The organism is Nitratidesulfovibrio termitidis HI1 (genome assembly GCF_000504305.1).
GTDB lineage: Bacteria > Desulfobacterota > Desulfovibrionia > Desulfovibrionales > Desulfovibrionaceae > Cupidesulfovibrio > Cupidesulfovibrio termitidis.
In genome coordinates this window covers 27,307-42,281 of the sequence record NZ_KI632512.1, presented here as the reverse complement: position 1 = coordinate 42,281, position 14,975 = coordinate 27,307, and the positions used below count along the sequence as shown (strand labels likewise).

Genomic DNA, 14,975 nt, shown 5'->3' with positions numbered 1-14,975 from the left:
GACCGTATCGCACCCGAAAATCCGCACCCCCCAACATCTTGCGGGAATCCGTCGTGTTTTTTCGGAAACCTCGCTTGACAGGGAGCGGGGCTGTGACGTAGAAGGCTCTCCTCGTTGAGCGGGAGTAACTCAGTGGTAGAGTGCAACCTTGCCAAGGTTGAAGTCGCGGGTTCAAATCCCGTCTCCCGCTCCAACGAAACCGATGAGGCGGCATAGCCAAGTGGTAAGGCAGAGGTCTGCAAAACCTCCATTCTCCGGTTCAAATCCGGATGCCGCCTCCAGCATCGGTGCGGGAGTAACTCAGTGGTAGAGTGCAACCTTGCCAAGGTTGAAGTCGCGGGTTCAAATCCCGTCTCCCGCTCCACCGTTTTCTCCGGGTGTACCGCCCAGCGCGGAAAACCCTAGTGATACCCCACCATTAGCGGGAATAACTCAACGGTAGAGTGTCAGCTTCCCAAGCTGAAGGTTGCGGGTTCAAATCCCGTTTCCCGCTCCAGAACACATCGCCCCCGTGCCTATGCGCGGGGGCTTTTTTTGCTGCGCGACCGCAAAGGCCGCCCTCATATTGCCGACCTACCGGCCAGTACGCACCGACTCCGTGTGAGTCGTCGCCATAGTTGAGAAATTTCGCCACGTGAGTTGAGAATGGTCGGTTCTCAAGTTGGGTGACAGGCATCGTGGTTGCTACGCGCGGGCGCGTGGGTTGGGGCTTGGGCAGGGTTGCCTTGGCCCCTTTTCGTTGTGTATGTATTGGTAATTATATCCAATGCGCAACGGGGAGGAGCCATGTCCACTGTGTCTGCCGTATTCACACTGTTGGCCGGGGCGGCGATGTTTGCCGCGCTGGTGGGACTATTCAAGCCTGCGTGGGTCATGCGGTGGGGCAAGCCCACGCGCGTGAAGGCGTTTCTGGTGTATTTCGGATTGATGGCCGTGCTGTCGATGGGTATCGATGCACCGCCGCAGCCGTCGCCTATCCCGGCATCGTCGCATAGCGTTGCATCCGCCCCCGTATCTTCGGCACCGGCCAGTGTTGTGGCGGCGCTTCCTGCTCCTGTGCCGTACATGCTGGTGTCGTCAGAGGACATGTCCGGCGGATCCCGCAAGCGCTGGCGGTATCGCATCGTGCCTGCGGATGCCGACCAGTCCGAGCTTTCGCGACAGAACATGGCGGCCACGGTCATTGCCGCCGCCAAGCACTACGCTGAGACGGGCGGGGCCGCCCTCGTTCAGGTCATTCTGGAATCGCAGGCCGACCGGCGGCCACATGCCGCAACCCAGCTTGCGCGGGCGGAGTATTCGCCTGACGGCAAGGGCGCTGGCGGCGAAACCGGCAAGGTCTGGAGCGTTGTGGCGGGCAATCGGGGTCTTACGCCGCAGGAACGCGAGATGGCCAGCATGTGGGCCGAGATGCGCGGCCATTACCAGAAGGACGGCTTTACCGACGAAGATGCGCTACGCGCCGCCATCGCCAAGCGCATGGGGATATCTGTCCGCGAAGTGACCCTGGCAGCCGTTCTGGCGGAACCGGTGCCCCTTTCGCCCGATCAACTTGTGGCAGTCCCGCCCACCGGACCCGCACGGTAGTTTTCACTCCCCATCCATTAGCCCGACAGCCCCCGGCAAGTTCTCCCCTGCCGGGGGCTTTGCGTTCTATTCTGTGGCCAGCGTGTCGTGGTGGGCCGCCGCGATGCGGTCGGCAGCGATACGGTGGTATTCGGGCGACAGCTCGACGCCGAGGAACCGCCTCCCGGTGGCCATGCAGGCCATGCCGGTGGTGCCGCCCCCGGTGAACGGGTCGAGCACAAGGCCGCCGGGCTGCGTCACGGCCAGCAGGTCGCGCAGCAGGGCCACGGGCTTGCCGGTCAGGTGGACCTTCTCTGCCGGGTTCACGCTGTGCCTCATCACGCCCGGCAGGCAGTTGCGCGTGGCCGGGTTGGCCTTGCGCTTCACCGCATAAACGAGGAATTCGGCATCACGTCGGAATTCCCCCAGCAGGGGCCGGGCGGACGGCTTGTGCCAGACCACCAGCCCTCGCCAAAGCCACCCGGCGGCCTGCACCGCGTCGGTGGTGGACGGAAGTTGCCGCCAGTCCGTGAAGACCAGCAGCGGCGCACCGTCGCGGGCCATGCGCCAGCATTCGGTCAGCCAGAGGGTGGCCCACGTGGTGAAGCTGCGCTGGTCCTTGTTGTCGCCCAGCATGGCCGGGTAGCTGCGTTTTGTGCCACTGGTCTGGTACTTGGTCGCCGGGTCGGCCTGCCGGGCCGTCAGGGTCATCCCCCCGCTGGAATACGGCGGGTCGGTGACCACGGCGTCCACGCTTTCACCGGGCAGATCCCGCAGCACGGTAAGGGCATCGCCCTGGATGATGGTAGCCACGTCGCCAATGCGTTCAATCGGTCGGTCCATGCGAAGTCTCCTTCGAGGCTCGCTGGCCTTCCGTGCCGGGGGTCGTGCCCCTCACGTGGTTCATGCACCCGCAGCGCGGGCATTTGATGGTGAGGTCGATGGCCTCTCCCTTGGCCAGCAGGCGGCGGCAGTTGCCGCAGCGCACTTCCCGTTGCGTGTGTCCCGTCATGTCGTGCCTGGTGGTGATGGCCATTCGCCCCTGCTACAACCGTGGCCCCCCTTGTCTTTCGGACGAGGGACCATGGAGCAGCGGAACGAACCGGCGGGCTGCTACCCTCCGGGGGCCGTGGTCCGGCGTGCCTGCGCCGGTCCAGTGGGGGCGCGCCAACGCCCCCGCCTGTTCCTCTCGGCTTCGTGCCCGGTCGCGCCGCCTCTTGCAGCTGACGCGACCGGGCCTTTCCTTTCCGTCCCTATTCGATTGTCAGTGAACGAGCCCGTCCTACCGGGGGCCGCGCTACGTGGGGTAACTCACCACGATGGCCAGCACGGCGGCCACGGGATCGGCGACAACCTGCGCGGCCGCCAGCCCCTGTTCCAGTTCCACCCGGCGCGCGGTCAGCCGCTCCACCAGATATTCCAGTCCGTCGGGATCCGTGACGGCCATCAGGGCCGAGCCAACGGCCACTCCGGTGGCGGTCGCTTCCGCCCCGGCCAGCACGCCCGCGAGGGCCGTATCATATCCCGCGCGGATCTCGGCCTGCTTGGCGGCATGAACTGCCTCCAGCGCAGGCACGGGCGCGGTGCCGCTCCAGCCGTCCGGCAGCGGCCCCAGCGTTTCCACAACCTGCGGGGTGCCATCATCCCGCCAGCCCTGCTTGCCCCGGTGGTCCTCGACGTACTCCCATGCGTCGCCCGTGATGGTCAGCACGCGCGCGAATCCCGCGCGCGCGGGGGGCAACGGCACGGTCTCGGCGGACACGGCATCGGCCGGAAGCGCCACCCACGGCGCGGTCTGGGTCCAGTCCTCGGTGCGCAGGTACTCGCGCGTCTGCCTGTCATGGATATGGATGATGGGCATGTGTTGCTCCCTAGACGTAGATGATGAACATGACGGCGGCGTTCTTCATGCGGGTTTCGGTGCCGCCGGTGGCACCCGTGCCGTTGGATCCCGAGCTGTAGCCGTTGTTGTTCGTGTCCGTGCCCTGGCAACCTTTGTTGCCCAGAGAGCCGCTGGCACTGTTCCGGCTTTGGGTGTGCACGTGGCTGGCGAATTCGTCGGCCTGAAAGCTGCCCAGCACGCGGTCGGCATCCATGCCCCTGCCATGGTCCCACCCACGCGGCGCGACGCCGCGCATGTCCAGCAAGCGCATGTGGTTGCCCGCCACTTCCCGCACCCCGGCATCCGTGCAACGGTAGAACGCCTCGGCCGTGGCGTTTGCCGTCGCGCCGCACCACTTGCGCAACAGGCGGGGAAATGTTTCCAGCGACACCACGTCGCCATTCAGCTCCAGCCCCTTGGGCAATCCGTCGGCCAGCACGGGGATGACCTCGTTCCCCCACATCACGATGTCACCGGCCAGCATGTCGCGCATGGCTGCCGCCACATCGACAGATTCCAGCGCCTCGCCCAACTGGGACGGCGAAACATACCCGTTGCCGGTTCTCGCCTCGACCTCCTCATCCGTGGCCCGGCGCACGAAGCCCGGCGTTTCCTCCGTGGCATAGGCATGCCCGTGGGTGGCCAGCGCCTCCGCCAGCGCATCCAGCCGCCCGGCGTGCGCGTCCCCATCCGCATCATGCCCTTCCACCACCTGCGTCACGTACTGGCGCACGTACTGTTGGGTGGCCATGGCCGCGCTGGCGATGGCCAGCGTCACGGCGGAGGTGTTGGTCAGCGGCAGGCGGATGCGTTCGGTCACCTCCACCGCCGTGCCCTCGGCTATCAGCGGCTTGTAGGTTTCCGCGTGCGGCCCCACGGCCACCATGTCGCCCGCCTCGTCGAACAGGCCCCATTCGCGGATGAAGAACCCGCCCACGTTGAAGGGCAGCACCACGTCGGCCACCACCTCGGTGGGGGCGTCGGGGTTGACCATGACGGCGTTGACGTTGCCGCGCCACTTCTCTGCCGCAAGGCCGGTCCAACTGGGCGCGGGCGCGGGCACGCTGCCCCCGCCGTCGCCCACGGCAATCTGCCGCAGCACCAGGGGCGCGCCCCCGGCGTAGGCCGCCGCCAGCTTTTCCAACCCCTTCGCGGTCCAGATGCCTTTCAGCTCATCGCTCATGACGTAACCTCGCGTACTTCGTGTCGGACGAAAATGTATTGCACGGCCACCACCCCGGCTTGCAGCGGGGCGGGCGGGAACGGCGCTTCGGAGCCGGTGGCCACCACGTGCTCGACCACCACCGATGTGGTCAGCACGGCCCCCAGCGTCAGCGGTGCCGCGCCCCGACCGGTGAACTGCACCAGCCCCACCACCGAGCGCGCGGGCTTGTATTCGTTGACCAGATCCAGCACGGCCTCGATGTCGGCCTGCCCGAACAGCGCGGGCGGGTTCAGCAGCTCCACGTCGAAGTGCGCCCACAGCTCGGCGTCGTGGTCGCGCAGGTTGCGCACCCTGCCGCCGGGGTAGCCGTACTCTTCCAGAATGCGCGGCAGCCCTTCCACGGTGCCGCCCATGGCGTGCCAGGCGTAGGCCCGCTCCACCCGGCGGCGGTGACGGGTGTCGTCATCGTGCCGGGTGCGCGGCGCGCCGCGCGATGCGCCGTAGCCCTGCATCAGCGCCTGTTCCGCCGTGGTCACGATCCACTGGTCGCGCGTCCAGCGGATGTCCTCGCGCACGGTGTCCAGGTAGTCGGCCAGCCCGCGCGCGATGACGGCCAGCGGCCCCGGACGGAAGATCCACGGCCACGCCAGCCGCTCGCGAAAGTATGACCAGAACAGGCCCGACATCATGCCTCCGTCACCCAGCGGGCGGTCACGGTCAGGCTGTTCAGGGTGGCCAGCCCGTCGGCGGGAATGTCCATGTCGCCAACCGGGCTTGCCCAGCTGATGCGCTTCACCCCGGCAATGGAGACGATGCCCGCCGCCATGCGGTCACGCACCACGTCGTGCCCGATGCCGAAGGCGGGCACCTCCGGCTGGTCGCCCTTGAACAGCGCCTCCACCCACGCGCGGGCGGCCAGCACCGTGGCGTCCGCGTCCCCGGAAAGCAGTTCCAGTTCCATGGCCACGTCCACGCCCACCGGCGTGGGGGCCTTCACCACCATGTCGTGGTTGATGCGGATCTGCGCGGCGATGGCGGCGCGCACCGCCTGCAACAACTGCTCGGTGGGCTGGCCCGCCGCGCCCTTGACCACCACGTCCACGGTGCCTTCGCCGCGCGGGTGCTGGTCGTCCACGTACACGTCCACCACGCCGGTCACGGACAGGGCCGCCGCCTTGTACGCGGCGCTGGTGATGCCCGCGCGCGCCTGCCACGCCAGCGCGTACCGGCGGCGCAGCAGGGAATCGGATTCCGCGTCGGCCCCTTCCTCGGCCAGCCAGCCCGCCGCGTTGCTTACCGCGCCGATGCCGGGCACCGGCGTGGCCAGTTCCACGATCTGGCCGGGGGCCGCATTGGCCGCCGCTCCGTATTCCTCGGCCCGCGCCATGACGGCCACCGCACCGGCCCCGGCGGGCAGCACCGCGTCGGCCTCGGTGACGTAGCGGTAGACCATGCCCCGGCCATCCGGCAGCGTGCGCACGATGCGCCCGGCGGGGATGCGCACGTTGGGCGTGTCCGTTCCGCCGCTGGCCGACGTGGCCGCCCGGTGGAAGGTCACCGTGCCCCGCGCCTGCGTGGCCTGCTTGCGGGCCAGTTCGATCTGCTCCGCGTGCAGGTCGAGGAAGTCGCCGGTGGCGTTGGCGGGCACGGCCTGCTGGAACACCTGCTCAAGCAACTGGTAGAGCTGCCACAACCCCCACGCGAACAGTTCAATGAGGCCGCGCGCAATGCCCTTGTTCAGGTTCAGGCGCTGCGGCAGCCAGCCCTGCGCGGCGTACTCGTCCTGCACGGCTTCCATGCGGGCGTAGAGTTCCCCGCGGATCTGCTCCAGCGATTTAGAGAGACGCAGGGAGGACCGGCGAAGTACGCCTTCGCCGGAACTCTGGGGGGTCTGGGGGGCAGCGCCCCCCGTGTCATAGGCTGACATCTTGAACCACCAGTTCGCGCACGGACTTGTCGGCGCGCAGGATGAGGTTTGAGGGTTGGTCCTCGCCGATGAACGTCCACGACACCTCGGCCTGCACGGTGCGCTCGTCCCACGTGAAGACCGTGGTGCGCACGCTGCCCACCTGCACGCGCGGATCCAGTTCCACCCGCAGGGTCACCTCCGCCTCGAAGGCGATGCGGGCACCCTCGGTGTTCTCCTCGAAAATCCAGTCGTGGATCAGGCTGCCCCAACCCTGGTCGTAGAAGAGCGAACCCAGCCGGGTGAACAGGCGCAGGCGGATGTCCTGAAGGCCCGTTTCCACACCTTCGGTCAGGATGAACTCGCCGCTTGCGGCGACGAGGGCTTGGCCTGTATCGTCGATGGCAATATCTTGACCCCATAGATTTATTAATTCTGCGGACACATTAAAGTCCTCAACATGCTAGTTGTAGAATTTCAAGGAGGTGCATATGGCTACCAATAGAATTTTGCAGCGGTATATTCTCGAAACGCTAGAAAATAGCAAGACAGGTGTTTTGGATTTTAATGAAAAGTCCTTCCCAGATTTCCATATTCATTCGGGCGAGAAAATTCATGATGAGCAAGGCATTATTAATCATGCAGCAGTCAGGGAATTACAGCACCTTATGGAGAAGGGACTTATACGATCTGAAACTCCAGTCAGACATAAAAATTCAAGAATTTTAGAAATCACAGCGGACGGGCGCGACTACCTAGAGCCTGACGGTGGACTTACTGCAGAGCTCAATGTGGTGACTATTAAATTCAGCGAAGAGACCATTAAAAAAATCGTTGAGGATTGCATATCAGGATCATCCCTCACATCTTCAGAGAAAGAATCAAAAACCAAAGCACTGCTCAACCTGACAGGAGATTCTTTGAAAACGGCACTTCAAGAATTGATAAAAATTGGAGTTCATGCCGCTGTAAAGTCAGGCTTGCCCTTCTAGCCTCACACCGTCCCCCCGCTGCGGCTGCCCGCGTGGCTGTTGCCGCTCACCGTACTGTCACCATCCACCGACAGCCCGCCCTTGATGGCCACCGGGCCATTGATGGTCAGGCTGCCGGTGATGGTGCGGTCCGCGTGCTCGCTCACCGTGCCCTTGCCGCCGTCGTGGCCCTCGCCCGTCACGTTGCCGCGCTGGATGATTTCCGGGGCCTGCAAGGTGATGGAGCCCGCCGCCTCCACGGTGGCGTTGCCGCCCACCTGCACCAGCCAGTCCGCCGGGGTCGTGGACACGATGCGTTTGCCGGTGTCGATGCGGATCTCCACGCCCTTCTCAAGTTGAATGACGAATTCGCCCACTGCGGCCAGCGGCGCGCCGTGCCCCTGCCAGCGGATGTTGCTGATGCGCGGGTAGTTGGGGTCGCCATCGTAGTAGGAAAGGTCGCACAGGGTGCCCACCACGGGCGGGCACACCACGCCACGGTCCGGGCCGCCCCACAGCACCGGCAGTTCCACGCGCGGCACCACCGGCTCGGCGGGGTCGTCGGTCTCGTCGTTGCGCAGGGGCTGCACGTCGGCGTAGTAGGCCCCGTCGCTGGCGTAGGCCGCTACTACCCGCGCCTTGCGGGTCACGCGGTAGTAGTGGCGCAGGTCCGGCATGCACAGCTCCACCGCCCGGCGGATGAGTTGCAGCAGGTTGGCGCTGTTCGCGCCGCCGTTACCCCCAGCCATGGTCCGCCCCGTACCGGATGAACGTCCTGTTGCCGCCGGGCGTAAGCACGTGGCGCACCTCCTGCGCGCGAAACTGCCCGCTGATGCCGCGCCGCGTGTCCTCCAGCCGGAACGGCATGGAGTGGGCAAGGCCCGCCAGCAGTACCGATTCCACCTCGGCCAGCGCGCCCGGCGTGGTGGCCACCTCGTGATTGATGAGGTTTTCGCCGGTGGCCACCGTGTACAGGGGGCCGGGTTCGTCGCCCGCGCTCCAGCGCAGGCCGTCGGCCCCCAGCCACAGGGCGTGGCGCGAAAGGTCGTGCCCGTTCCCGCGCTGGATGGATTCCGCCAGTTGCCGCACCGCGCGCCACAGCGGCACGGTGGCGAACACCATGTGCGGCAGGGTCACGTCCGGTATTTCCACGGCGGCCACGGCCAGCCCGCTGCGGGACAGGATACGCCGGGCCACCGCATCGGCGGGTTCGCCATGGAAGGATTCGGTGATGGTGGTGCGCGACAGGGCCAGTTCCTGCCCGGCAGCCAGCACGGCCACAGCATCCGGCCCTGCCGGGCGAAAGCCGTCCACCGTGCCGGTGAACTGCTGCATGGGGCCGCCCCGGTAGCCGAAGCCCAGCGAGACGGGCTGGCCCACAGCCAGGGCGGCCCGCACCGAGCCGTCCGGGTCGGGCAGTTCCACCTCGGCCCGCGTGATGACCGCGCGGCGGCGGCTGACCACCTCGGCCCGGGGGGAGCGCAGCACTTCCAGCCCGCCCACCCGCACGATGATGTCCACGCCGGTGATGTCCATCAGCGGTTCCCCCTGGCTTTCCTGCCGGACACGTCCACCAGCAGCGATGCCTCCTGCTGCGGCGCGGCGCTGCTGCCCTGCGCGGCGGCCTCTGCCGCGCGCGGGGTCTTGGCCCCGGCCTGTTCCACCCGCACGATGGGCGGCACATGCTCCACGAAGGCCAGCGTGGCCCGCAGGGTGTCGTCGGCGTCCGTTTCCTCGCTTTCAAGGCGGCTGAACACCACCCGCCGGATGCCCCGCGCCAGCAGATGGCGATTGGCCACCTCCAGTACCTTGGGGTTCGTGCGGCTGTCCGTGCCCCGGAAGGCCCCGTTGATGGTTTCCAGCCGGTCGTAACAGGTGGCGTCGTCGTCGGTGAGCAGGTCGAGGGTCAGCGTGATCTCGGCGTCTTCCCACCCGAGGGGGGTCTTTCGCTTGCCGGACACGCCGTCCACCTTCTGCTCGTCGAAGCGCACGGCGCAGGCCACGCGCTGGGCACGCAGGATGCCCGGCAGGGCCACCCCGCCAAGGCGCACCACGCCGTCCTCGAAGGTCAGCATGCTCATGCCATGCCCCCTTCCGGCACGCCGTCGTATTCGGCCACAAGGGCCTGCAACTCGGACACGAAGCCCTGCGCGTCGGATACGCCCGGCAGGCTCACGCTGCCGATGTGGATGGTCACCCCGCGCCCGCCGGTGCGACCCTCGCGGCCCTTGGCGGGCGTTACGCCCACCTCGGCCATGGCTTCCAGCGTGCCGGGGGGCACCGCCGCGCCCAGGGCGTCATCCAGTGCGGCGTTAAGATCCGGCGCGGCGGCCTGCATGCCCTCGCCCATGGTGGTCAGGGTGGCCCGACCGGATGCGGTCAGCGTGGACAGCGGCCCCGCGTCGGCATCCGAATGCGGCAGCAGTTTGGCAATAAGATCCATAGCCCCGCGCACGGCTTCCATGGGCACGGCCAGCATGGATTTGATGCCGTCGGCAAACGTGCCCAGCAGCGCCGCCCCGGCGTCGAACAGGCTCACCCCGTTGATGATGTCGAGGAAGAACTGCACCACGCCCGCCGCCATTTCGATGGGCGCGATGAGCGCGCGCACGGCAATGGCCACCCCTTCGGCGGCACCGGCCACGAAGGTGCCCAGCACCTCGCCGAAGCGCTGCCAGCCGGATGCATCGGTGGCGGCCCCGGCTCCGAACAGGGCAACGGCAACCCGGCCCAGCGCGTCGAAGACCCGGCCCAGCGTGGCGGCAATGGCCGAAAACGACGGCCCAAGGATGTCCGCCATGCGCTGGCCCACCGGGGCCACTCCATCCACCATGCCGGTGAAGAACTCGCGGATGCGGAACACCACGCGGGCCACGGCGGCAACCAGCCCTTCCAGCCCGGCGGCGCGAATGTCCGTGGCCAACTGGCCGCGAATCTCGCCCACGCCGTCGGTAAGGGTGGCGAACACGGCGGCCACGCCCCGGAACACCAGCGAGATGCGCGACCACCAACTGTCAATGGTGTCGGCCATGCCGCCGAAATTGGTGCGATAGGCCACGTACAGCGCCGCGCCCACGGCGATGAGCGCCCACATGGGCCACGACAGGCCCAGCAGCGCCGCCTTGAGCGGGCCAAGGGCCTTGGTCAGCATGGGACCGGCGGCGGACAACAGCCAGATGGCCCCGGACAGGGCCGTGGCGGCCACCACGGCGGTGGCGATGCCCGCCAGCAGCTTGAGCGCGAATTCCCCGGCCACGGTCTGCGCCGCGCCGCGCAGCACGTCCACGAAGCCGCCCATGCCTTCGGCAACCCGCGCGATGACCGGCAGAAAGTAGCTGCCCGCCACGATCATCAGCGCCTTCATCTTGTTGCCCAGCAGGATCAGGGTGTTGGCCGTGGTCTTGCTGCGGGTGTCGAATTCCGCCTGCATGCTGCCCGCATAGGCCGAGGCATCGCCCACCAGCTCGAACGCCTGCGTCAGGTTGCCCATGTTCTGCAAAAGCGGGGCAATACTATCCAGTGCTCCCGTCCCGAACATTTCCGTGAGCAGCGACATCTGCAATTCCCTGGGCTTGTCGGCCAGAGCCTGCAACACGCGGAAGATGGTTCCCTGCGCGTCGGTCTGCATGTCCTTGGCCATCTGCGTGACCGAGAGGCCCAACGATCCGAAGGCCGCCTGCGCGTCCTTGCTCATGGCCACGCCTTGCACCAGCGTGGATGTGAAGGTCTTCAATGCCGTGGCCGCCACCTCTGGCGAACTACCGGCGGAAAGGAACGCCGCACCCAGCGCCGCTACCTGCGTTTCCGTCAGGCCCGCCGCCATTCCAAGCGCACCCACGCGCTGGATCACCTCGCCCAGCGCAGGGGCCTCGGCATTCATGCTGTTGGACAGGTGGTTCACGGCGTCCGCCAGTGCGTAGACGCGCGGCAAGGTTAGCCCCATACCCGCCCGCCAAGCCGCCATCATCTTGCCCGCCTGGTCTCCGGTCAGGTCGAAGGCCACGCCCATCTTGGCGGCCTGCTCGGCGAACTCCGTCAGGTCGGCCTTGGCCACGCCGCTTTGCGCGGCGGCAGCCACGATAGCCGCCAGCCCGTCCGCCGCCATGGGAATGCGGGTGCTCATCTCCAGGATGGCGTCGGACATGGATTGCAGCTCGCCCGCGCTTTCGAAGGTCACCACCTTGGCCACGTCGGCCATGGAACTTTCGAAGGCGATGGCTTCGCGTGCGGCAAGGCCCAGCGTGGCCAGCAGCACGGCGGCGGCCAGCGCCACAGGAGCCATGGCCACCGCCAGCTTGCCCATGCGGTCGCCCAGCCCCACGGCCCGCTGCTTCAGCATGTCCATGCGTGAAGCAATGGAGCCGAGCGGGCCGGAAATCATGTCCATGAGCGACATGGTGGCAAAGACGTTGAACACTTCCATGGCGGGCCTATGCTTTTGCCCTTGCGCCCATGATGTGGGCGAGGGTCTTGATGTGGCGTTCTTCGAGGAACAGGGCCTGCGCGACCTGCCCGGCCCAGACTTCCCAGTCGTCGGCGGGCTCGGCATGCAGCCAGTGACGGATCATGGCGTCATACTGCCCGAGCCCGCCGAGCCGCTGGCGGGCGGCGTCGATCAGTTTCCCAGGTCGCCGAGGCCCACCGCCTTGATGAGCGCGCTGCTCATGGTGGTGACAAGGCCGGGGTAGCGGTCCGCATCGGCAAGAAAGCGTTCGCGGTCGTCGGGGTGGATCACGTCCAGGATCAGCGCGCGCGACGCCTGCGCGGGGTTGCGCGCCGCCGTGGACTGCAACCGCTTGATGTGCGTGGGAGAGGGCTTGGCGAAACGGTAGGACACGGACACTTCCGTGTCGGCCCAGCGGTCGGTCCAGCTGTGCTCGAACGCGGCGTAGGCGCGACCGGAAGGGGCGGCCCCTTCGGCGTCTGCCGGGGTGGCGGAAATGGCCTGCGAGGTATTGGCGGGGTCGGACATGATGCCTCCATGCGGGTTGGCGTTTGGGCAGGTGAACCTGCTACGCCGCTACCCTAGCGGAGGCCGGAAGGCGGGGCCGGAGGCAGTGGGAGATATGCGGGGAAATGAAAAGCCGCCCCGGTGGGCGGCTGAAAACTGATTTTCTAATTTCTTAGTGCTCTTGTAACAGGGTTCCAAATCCTTCTTCGATTTGTTCTGTATGGAACCACACAGGGGGGATTACCTGCGGCACACAGTTCGGTGCGTGGAAACTTATTACAGTCTCCTCGACATCAAATAATTCATTGAGAGGTGTTACGTATTTGCACACATGAAGGTGTATGTTTTCAACACCTCCGTTTGTGTCCGTAAAGTTAGATATCTCAATAATATTTCTCATTGCGCGACTTTCGTGAACAGTCAGGCCCTGACAATCTTCTACCAAAATGTGTATATTGCCTGGCATTGTTGATGTAAGTTGGCCTGATGCGTCAATGAGCTTTCTTTTTGCGTGTACAGCTTTTTTGTATGCGGCTCTGCTTCCCACAAATTGATGCGACATAACAGATGCATGATTTACAATCGATACAAAAGGTGGCTCTTCAATTTTGACATCCCCTATTATTTTATAACCGTATTCATTTTTATACGAACCTGTTAGGTATTCAGCAAACGATGGACCACCGAAATTTCTCATGGGGTCGAGTTCGGTATTAAATTTTGATTTGTCGATCGGTTTGAATTTGATCGTAAAATCTTCATTCTTTGTAATGTGAAATTGTGTTGATATGTTTTTGCATGTTTCAATCTTTTTTCGTATTTTTCTAATGATACGCTTTGGATTTATATCAAGCAGTTCGGATTTAAACTTAAAATGGAAATGAGCAGATATTTTGCTCTCTAATATGATGTCGCGTACAATGTCAGCAATATCGTACCACCTATCCATCTCTTTGTACGAATAGTCACTTCCGCGCTGCATTTTTTTACATTCAACATATCTTGTAACTCCATCCTTTTCTATCATGATGTCTGGAGTTCTATCCGGCGGAGCCTCAGGAATGAATGAAACCGTATATCCGGAATTCTTATATGCAGAGGCAACAAGCAATTCAAAAATTACTGCATCAACATCTCTATTTGTAACTCTGCACAAGTCTTCCAACTTTGCCTCAAAATTTGCAATACTTTCTATTGAATTCCAATTAGATGACAACTTGAAAAGCATTGGGATTACTCGAGCGCCTTCAAATAGATTGTAAAAAATATAGTTTTCCTCGATCAACGCTCTCCCAAAAACCAAATACAAAAACAGCCTGTCGTTGCACTCGCGAAATACTGCGGAAGACCCCAGTAAATATTCAATAATATCCGAGATTCGCTTGTTGTACGCATCGTTGCCAACCTGTGCTTTAACGCCAGCCTCAAAAACTGAAAAGCTTTTAGCAAACTCTTTAATTTCAAAAGACATAGCAGCCTCCACGACAGATTATTCTTAAGTGTAGTTTTTGAACATTATTGTTCATTTAAAAGCACTACTCCAAATAAAAAGCAAGATAGTTATTCGCATATTCTATTAATGTCAGAATCATTTAATAAGCTGCCGAACAAACGCAGGCCGGGTTTCCCCGGCCTTTCTCTTTTCCCTCTTTTCTTCTCCTCTTACCCCGTCAAACTGCTCACCTTCCGGTCCACCTTGGCGGGCACCCCGTTCCACAGGATGGGCGAAAGGATGGTGATCTCGCACTTCACCTGCCCGGCGTTGTCGTCGCCCTGGGCGGACGAGGTGTCGTGGCTGGTCACCTTGCACGCAGGCAGGGTGTCCACGATGGTGGGCTGGTCGCTGTTGGCGTAGCTGACCACCACCGGGAACGGCGTGTGGTCGTAGATGCCGCCCGCGCCGGAGCTGGCCAGTTCCTTCTTCAGCCGCTCGAACTCGTCGCGGTCCAGCGTGAACGATCCCGACGCCTCGTAGTTCTTGCGGCCATAGCCGCGCGGGGTGGCTCCGCGCCCGTAGCGCGGCTCCACGCCCTGGCCGTCCTTGTAGCTGATGTCGGTAATGCCCACCGTTTCGCCCTGCGGCAGGCGCACGGTGATGTCTTCCCAGTCGTAGTTCTTGCCGTTGATGGCCATGGTGCATGCCTCCTAGGCAGTAGCCGTCAGGCGCGGGTCGAACGAACTGCCCGCGTAGGCGTAGTTGGCGAACAGCTTGATCTGCCGGATGATGGGGATGCCGATGAGCGTGGTTTCCACGGCCACCCCGTTGTTCACGTAGTCCTGCCCCGGCGGGATGGCCACCACGTAGGCGGCCAGCTCCGGCGGCACGGCGGCGGTCATGGTGGTCAGCGCGGTTTCAAGGTTGGTGCGCAGGTATTCCAGCCCGCCCGCGTTTTCCGGCACCAGCGGGTCGCCCAGTTCGTCGTACATGGATTTCAGCGCCGCGATGCGCAGCTTGCGCACGGCCTTGAACACCACGCGCAGCACTTCCTCGTACTGGAAGTCGCTGGTCACCTCGGCCATGGTGCGCGAATCGC

18 protein-coding genes and 4 tRNA genes are annotated in these 14,975 nt (G+C 64.1%); 6 read left to right on the top strand and 16 right to left on the bottom strand.

The window, feature by feature from the left end; genetic code table 11:
- The first annotated feature begins 118 nt into the window (after positions 1-118).
- From DESTE_RS00260 to DESTE_RS18715, 5 genes are all read left to right on the top strand, one after another.
- Positions 119-193, top strand: a tRNA-Gly gene (locus DESTE_RS00260).
- A gap of 13 nt (positions 194-206) precedes the next feature.
- Positions 207-281: transfer RNA gene (locus DESTE_RS00255), tRNA-Cys, on the top strand.
- Between the two features lie 8 nt (positions 282-289).
- Positions 290-364 (top strand) — tRNA-Gly (locus tag DESTE_RS00250).
- Between the two features lie 57 nt (positions 365-421).
- Positions 422-496, top strand: a tRNA-Gly gene (locus tag DESTE_RS00245).
- Between the two features lie 290 nt (positions 497-786).
- Positions 787-1,587 (top strand): DUF4875 domain-containing protein, encoded by an 801-nt coding sequence (locus DESTE_RS18715; protein ID WP_084559286.1) that lies wholly within the window; start codon positions 787-789, stop codon positions 1,585-1,587.
- A gap of 66 nt (positions 1,588-1,653) precedes the next feature.
- Here DESTE_RS18715 and DESTE_RS00235 read toward each other — a convergent pair whose 3' ends face one another.
- The 7 genes from DESTE_RS00235 to DESTE_RS00200 form a co-directional block, all read right to left on the bottom strand.
- Positions 1,654-2,409, bottom strand: coding sequence for a DNA-methyltransferase (locus DESTE_RS00235; protein ID WP_035063828.1), 756 nt, complete (start codon positions 2,407-2,409; stop codon positions 1,654-1,656).
- Positions 2,393-2,602, bottom strand: a complete 210-nt coding sequence (locus tag DESTE_RS00230) for a Com family DNA-binding transcriptional regulator (protein ID WP_425411679.1) — start codon at positions 2,600-2,602, stop codon at positions 2,393-2,395. The genes DESTE_RS00235 and DESTE_RS00230 overlap by 17 nt, the downstream gene beginning before the upstream one ends.
- 261 nt (positions 2,603-2,863) lie before the next feature.
- Entirely contained in the window at positions 2,864-3,427 is a 564-nt protein-coding gene (locus tag DESTE_RS00225) for a hypothetical protein (RefSeq protein WP_035063825.1), read from the bottom strand.
- Between the two features lie 10 nt (positions 3,428-3,437).
- On the bottom strand, positions 3,438-4,631 hold the full coding sequence (locus DESTE_RS18275) for a phage tail protein (protein ID WP_051384245.1): 1,194 nt from the start codon (positions 4,629-4,631) through the stop codon (positions 3,438-3,440).
- Positions 4,628-5,299, bottom strand: a complete 672-nt coding sequence (locus DESTE_RS00210; RefSeq protein ID WP_035063822.1) for a phage tail protein — start codon at positions 5,297-5,299, stop codon at positions 4,628-4,630. Before DESTE_RS00210 ends, DESTE_RS18275 begins: the two co-directional genes overlap by 4 nt.
- A complete protein-coding gene (locus DESTE_RS00205) occupies positions 5,299-6,411 on the bottom strand; it encodes a baseplate J/gp47 family protein (RefSeq protein ID WP_051384244.1) in 1,113 nt (370 codons plus the stop codon). The genes DESTE_RS00210 and DESTE_RS00205 overlap by 1 nt, the downstream gene beginning before the upstream one ends.
- A 115-nt stretch (positions 6,412-6,526) precedes the next feature.
- Positions 6,527-6,964, bottom strand: a complete 438-nt coding sequence (locus DESTE_RS00200) for a GPW/gp25 family protein (protein WP_051384243.1) — start codon at positions 6,962-6,964, stop codon at positions 6,527-6,529.
- 46 nt (positions 6,965-7,010) lie between these two features.
- Between DESTE_RS00200 and DESTE_RS17820 the strand changes: the two genes are divergently transcribed.
- Positions 7,011-7,511 (top strand): hypothetical protein, encoded by a 501-nt coding sequence (locus tag DESTE_RS17820; RefSeq protein ID WP_156925219.1) that lies wholly within the window; start codon positions 7,011-7,013, stop codon positions 7,509-7,511.
- A gap of 2 nt (positions 7,512-7,513) precedes the next feature.
- On the opposite strand, the gene DESTE_RS00195 is transcribed toward DESTE_RS17820, so the two are convergent.
- The 9 genes from DESTE_RS00195 to DESTE_RS00165 form a co-directional block, all read right to left on the bottom strand.
- A complete protein-coding gene (locus tag DESTE_RS00195; protein WP_035063820.1) occupies positions 7,514-8,239 on the bottom strand; it encodes a hypothetical protein in 726 nt (241 codons plus the stop codon).
- Positions 8,226-9,026: a hypothetical protein gene (locus DESTE_RS00190; protein ID WP_035063818.1), complete on the bottom strand. Its 801-nt coding sequence runs from the start codon at positions 9,024-9,026 to the stop codon at positions 8,226-8,228. Before DESTE_RS00190 ends, DESTE_RS00195 begins: the two co-directional genes overlap by 14 nt.
- Positions 9,026-9,571: a hypothetical protein gene (locus DESTE_RS00185; protein WP_035063816.1), complete on the bottom strand. Its 546-nt coding sequence runs from the start codon at positions 9,569-9,571 to the stop codon at positions 9,026-9,028. The genes DESTE_RS00190 and DESTE_RS00185 overlap by 1 nt, the downstream gene beginning before the upstream one ends.
- Positions 9,568-11,913, bottom strand: a complete 2,346-nt coding sequence (locus tag DESTE_RS00180; RefSeq protein ID WP_035063813.1) for a phage tail tape measure protein — start codon at positions 11,911-11,913, stop codon at positions 9,568-9,570. Before DESTE_RS00180 ends, DESTE_RS00185 begins: the two co-directional genes overlap by 4 nt.
- A gap of 7 nt (positions 11,914-11,920) precedes the next feature.
- A complete protein-coding gene (locus DESTE_RS18145) occupies positions 11,921-12,058 on the bottom strand; it encodes a hypothetical protein (RefSeq protein ID WP_198015302.1) in 138 nt (45 codons plus the stop codon).
- Positions 12,059-12,105: 47 nt separating this feature from the next.
- The gene (locus DESTE_RS00175) at positions 12,106-12,462 is read right to left on the bottom strand and encodes a DUF6848 family protein (protein ID WP_035063810.1); all 357 of its coding nucleotides are present in this window, start codon (positions 12,460-12,462) and stop codon (positions 12,106-12,108) included.
- Positions 12,463-12,613: 151 nt separating this feature from the next.
- The gene (locus tag DESTE_RS17815; RefSeq protein WP_156925218.1) at positions 12,614-13,912 is read right to left on the bottom strand and encodes a hypothetical protein; all 1,299 of its coding nucleotides are present in this window, start codon (positions 13,910-13,912) and stop codon (positions 12,614-12,616) included.
- A 191-nt stretch (positions 13,913-14,103) separates the two neighbouring features.
- A complete protein-coding gene (locus tag DESTE_RS00170) occupies positions 14,104-14,574 on the bottom strand; it encodes a hypothetical protein (protein ID WP_035063807.1) in 471 nt (156 codons plus the stop codon).
- 12 nt (positions 14,575-14,586) lie between these two features.
- On the bottom strand, positions 14,587-14,975 hold a 389-nt coding region (locus DESTE_RS00165; protein WP_035063805.1), incomplete at its 5' end, for a DUF2586 family protein.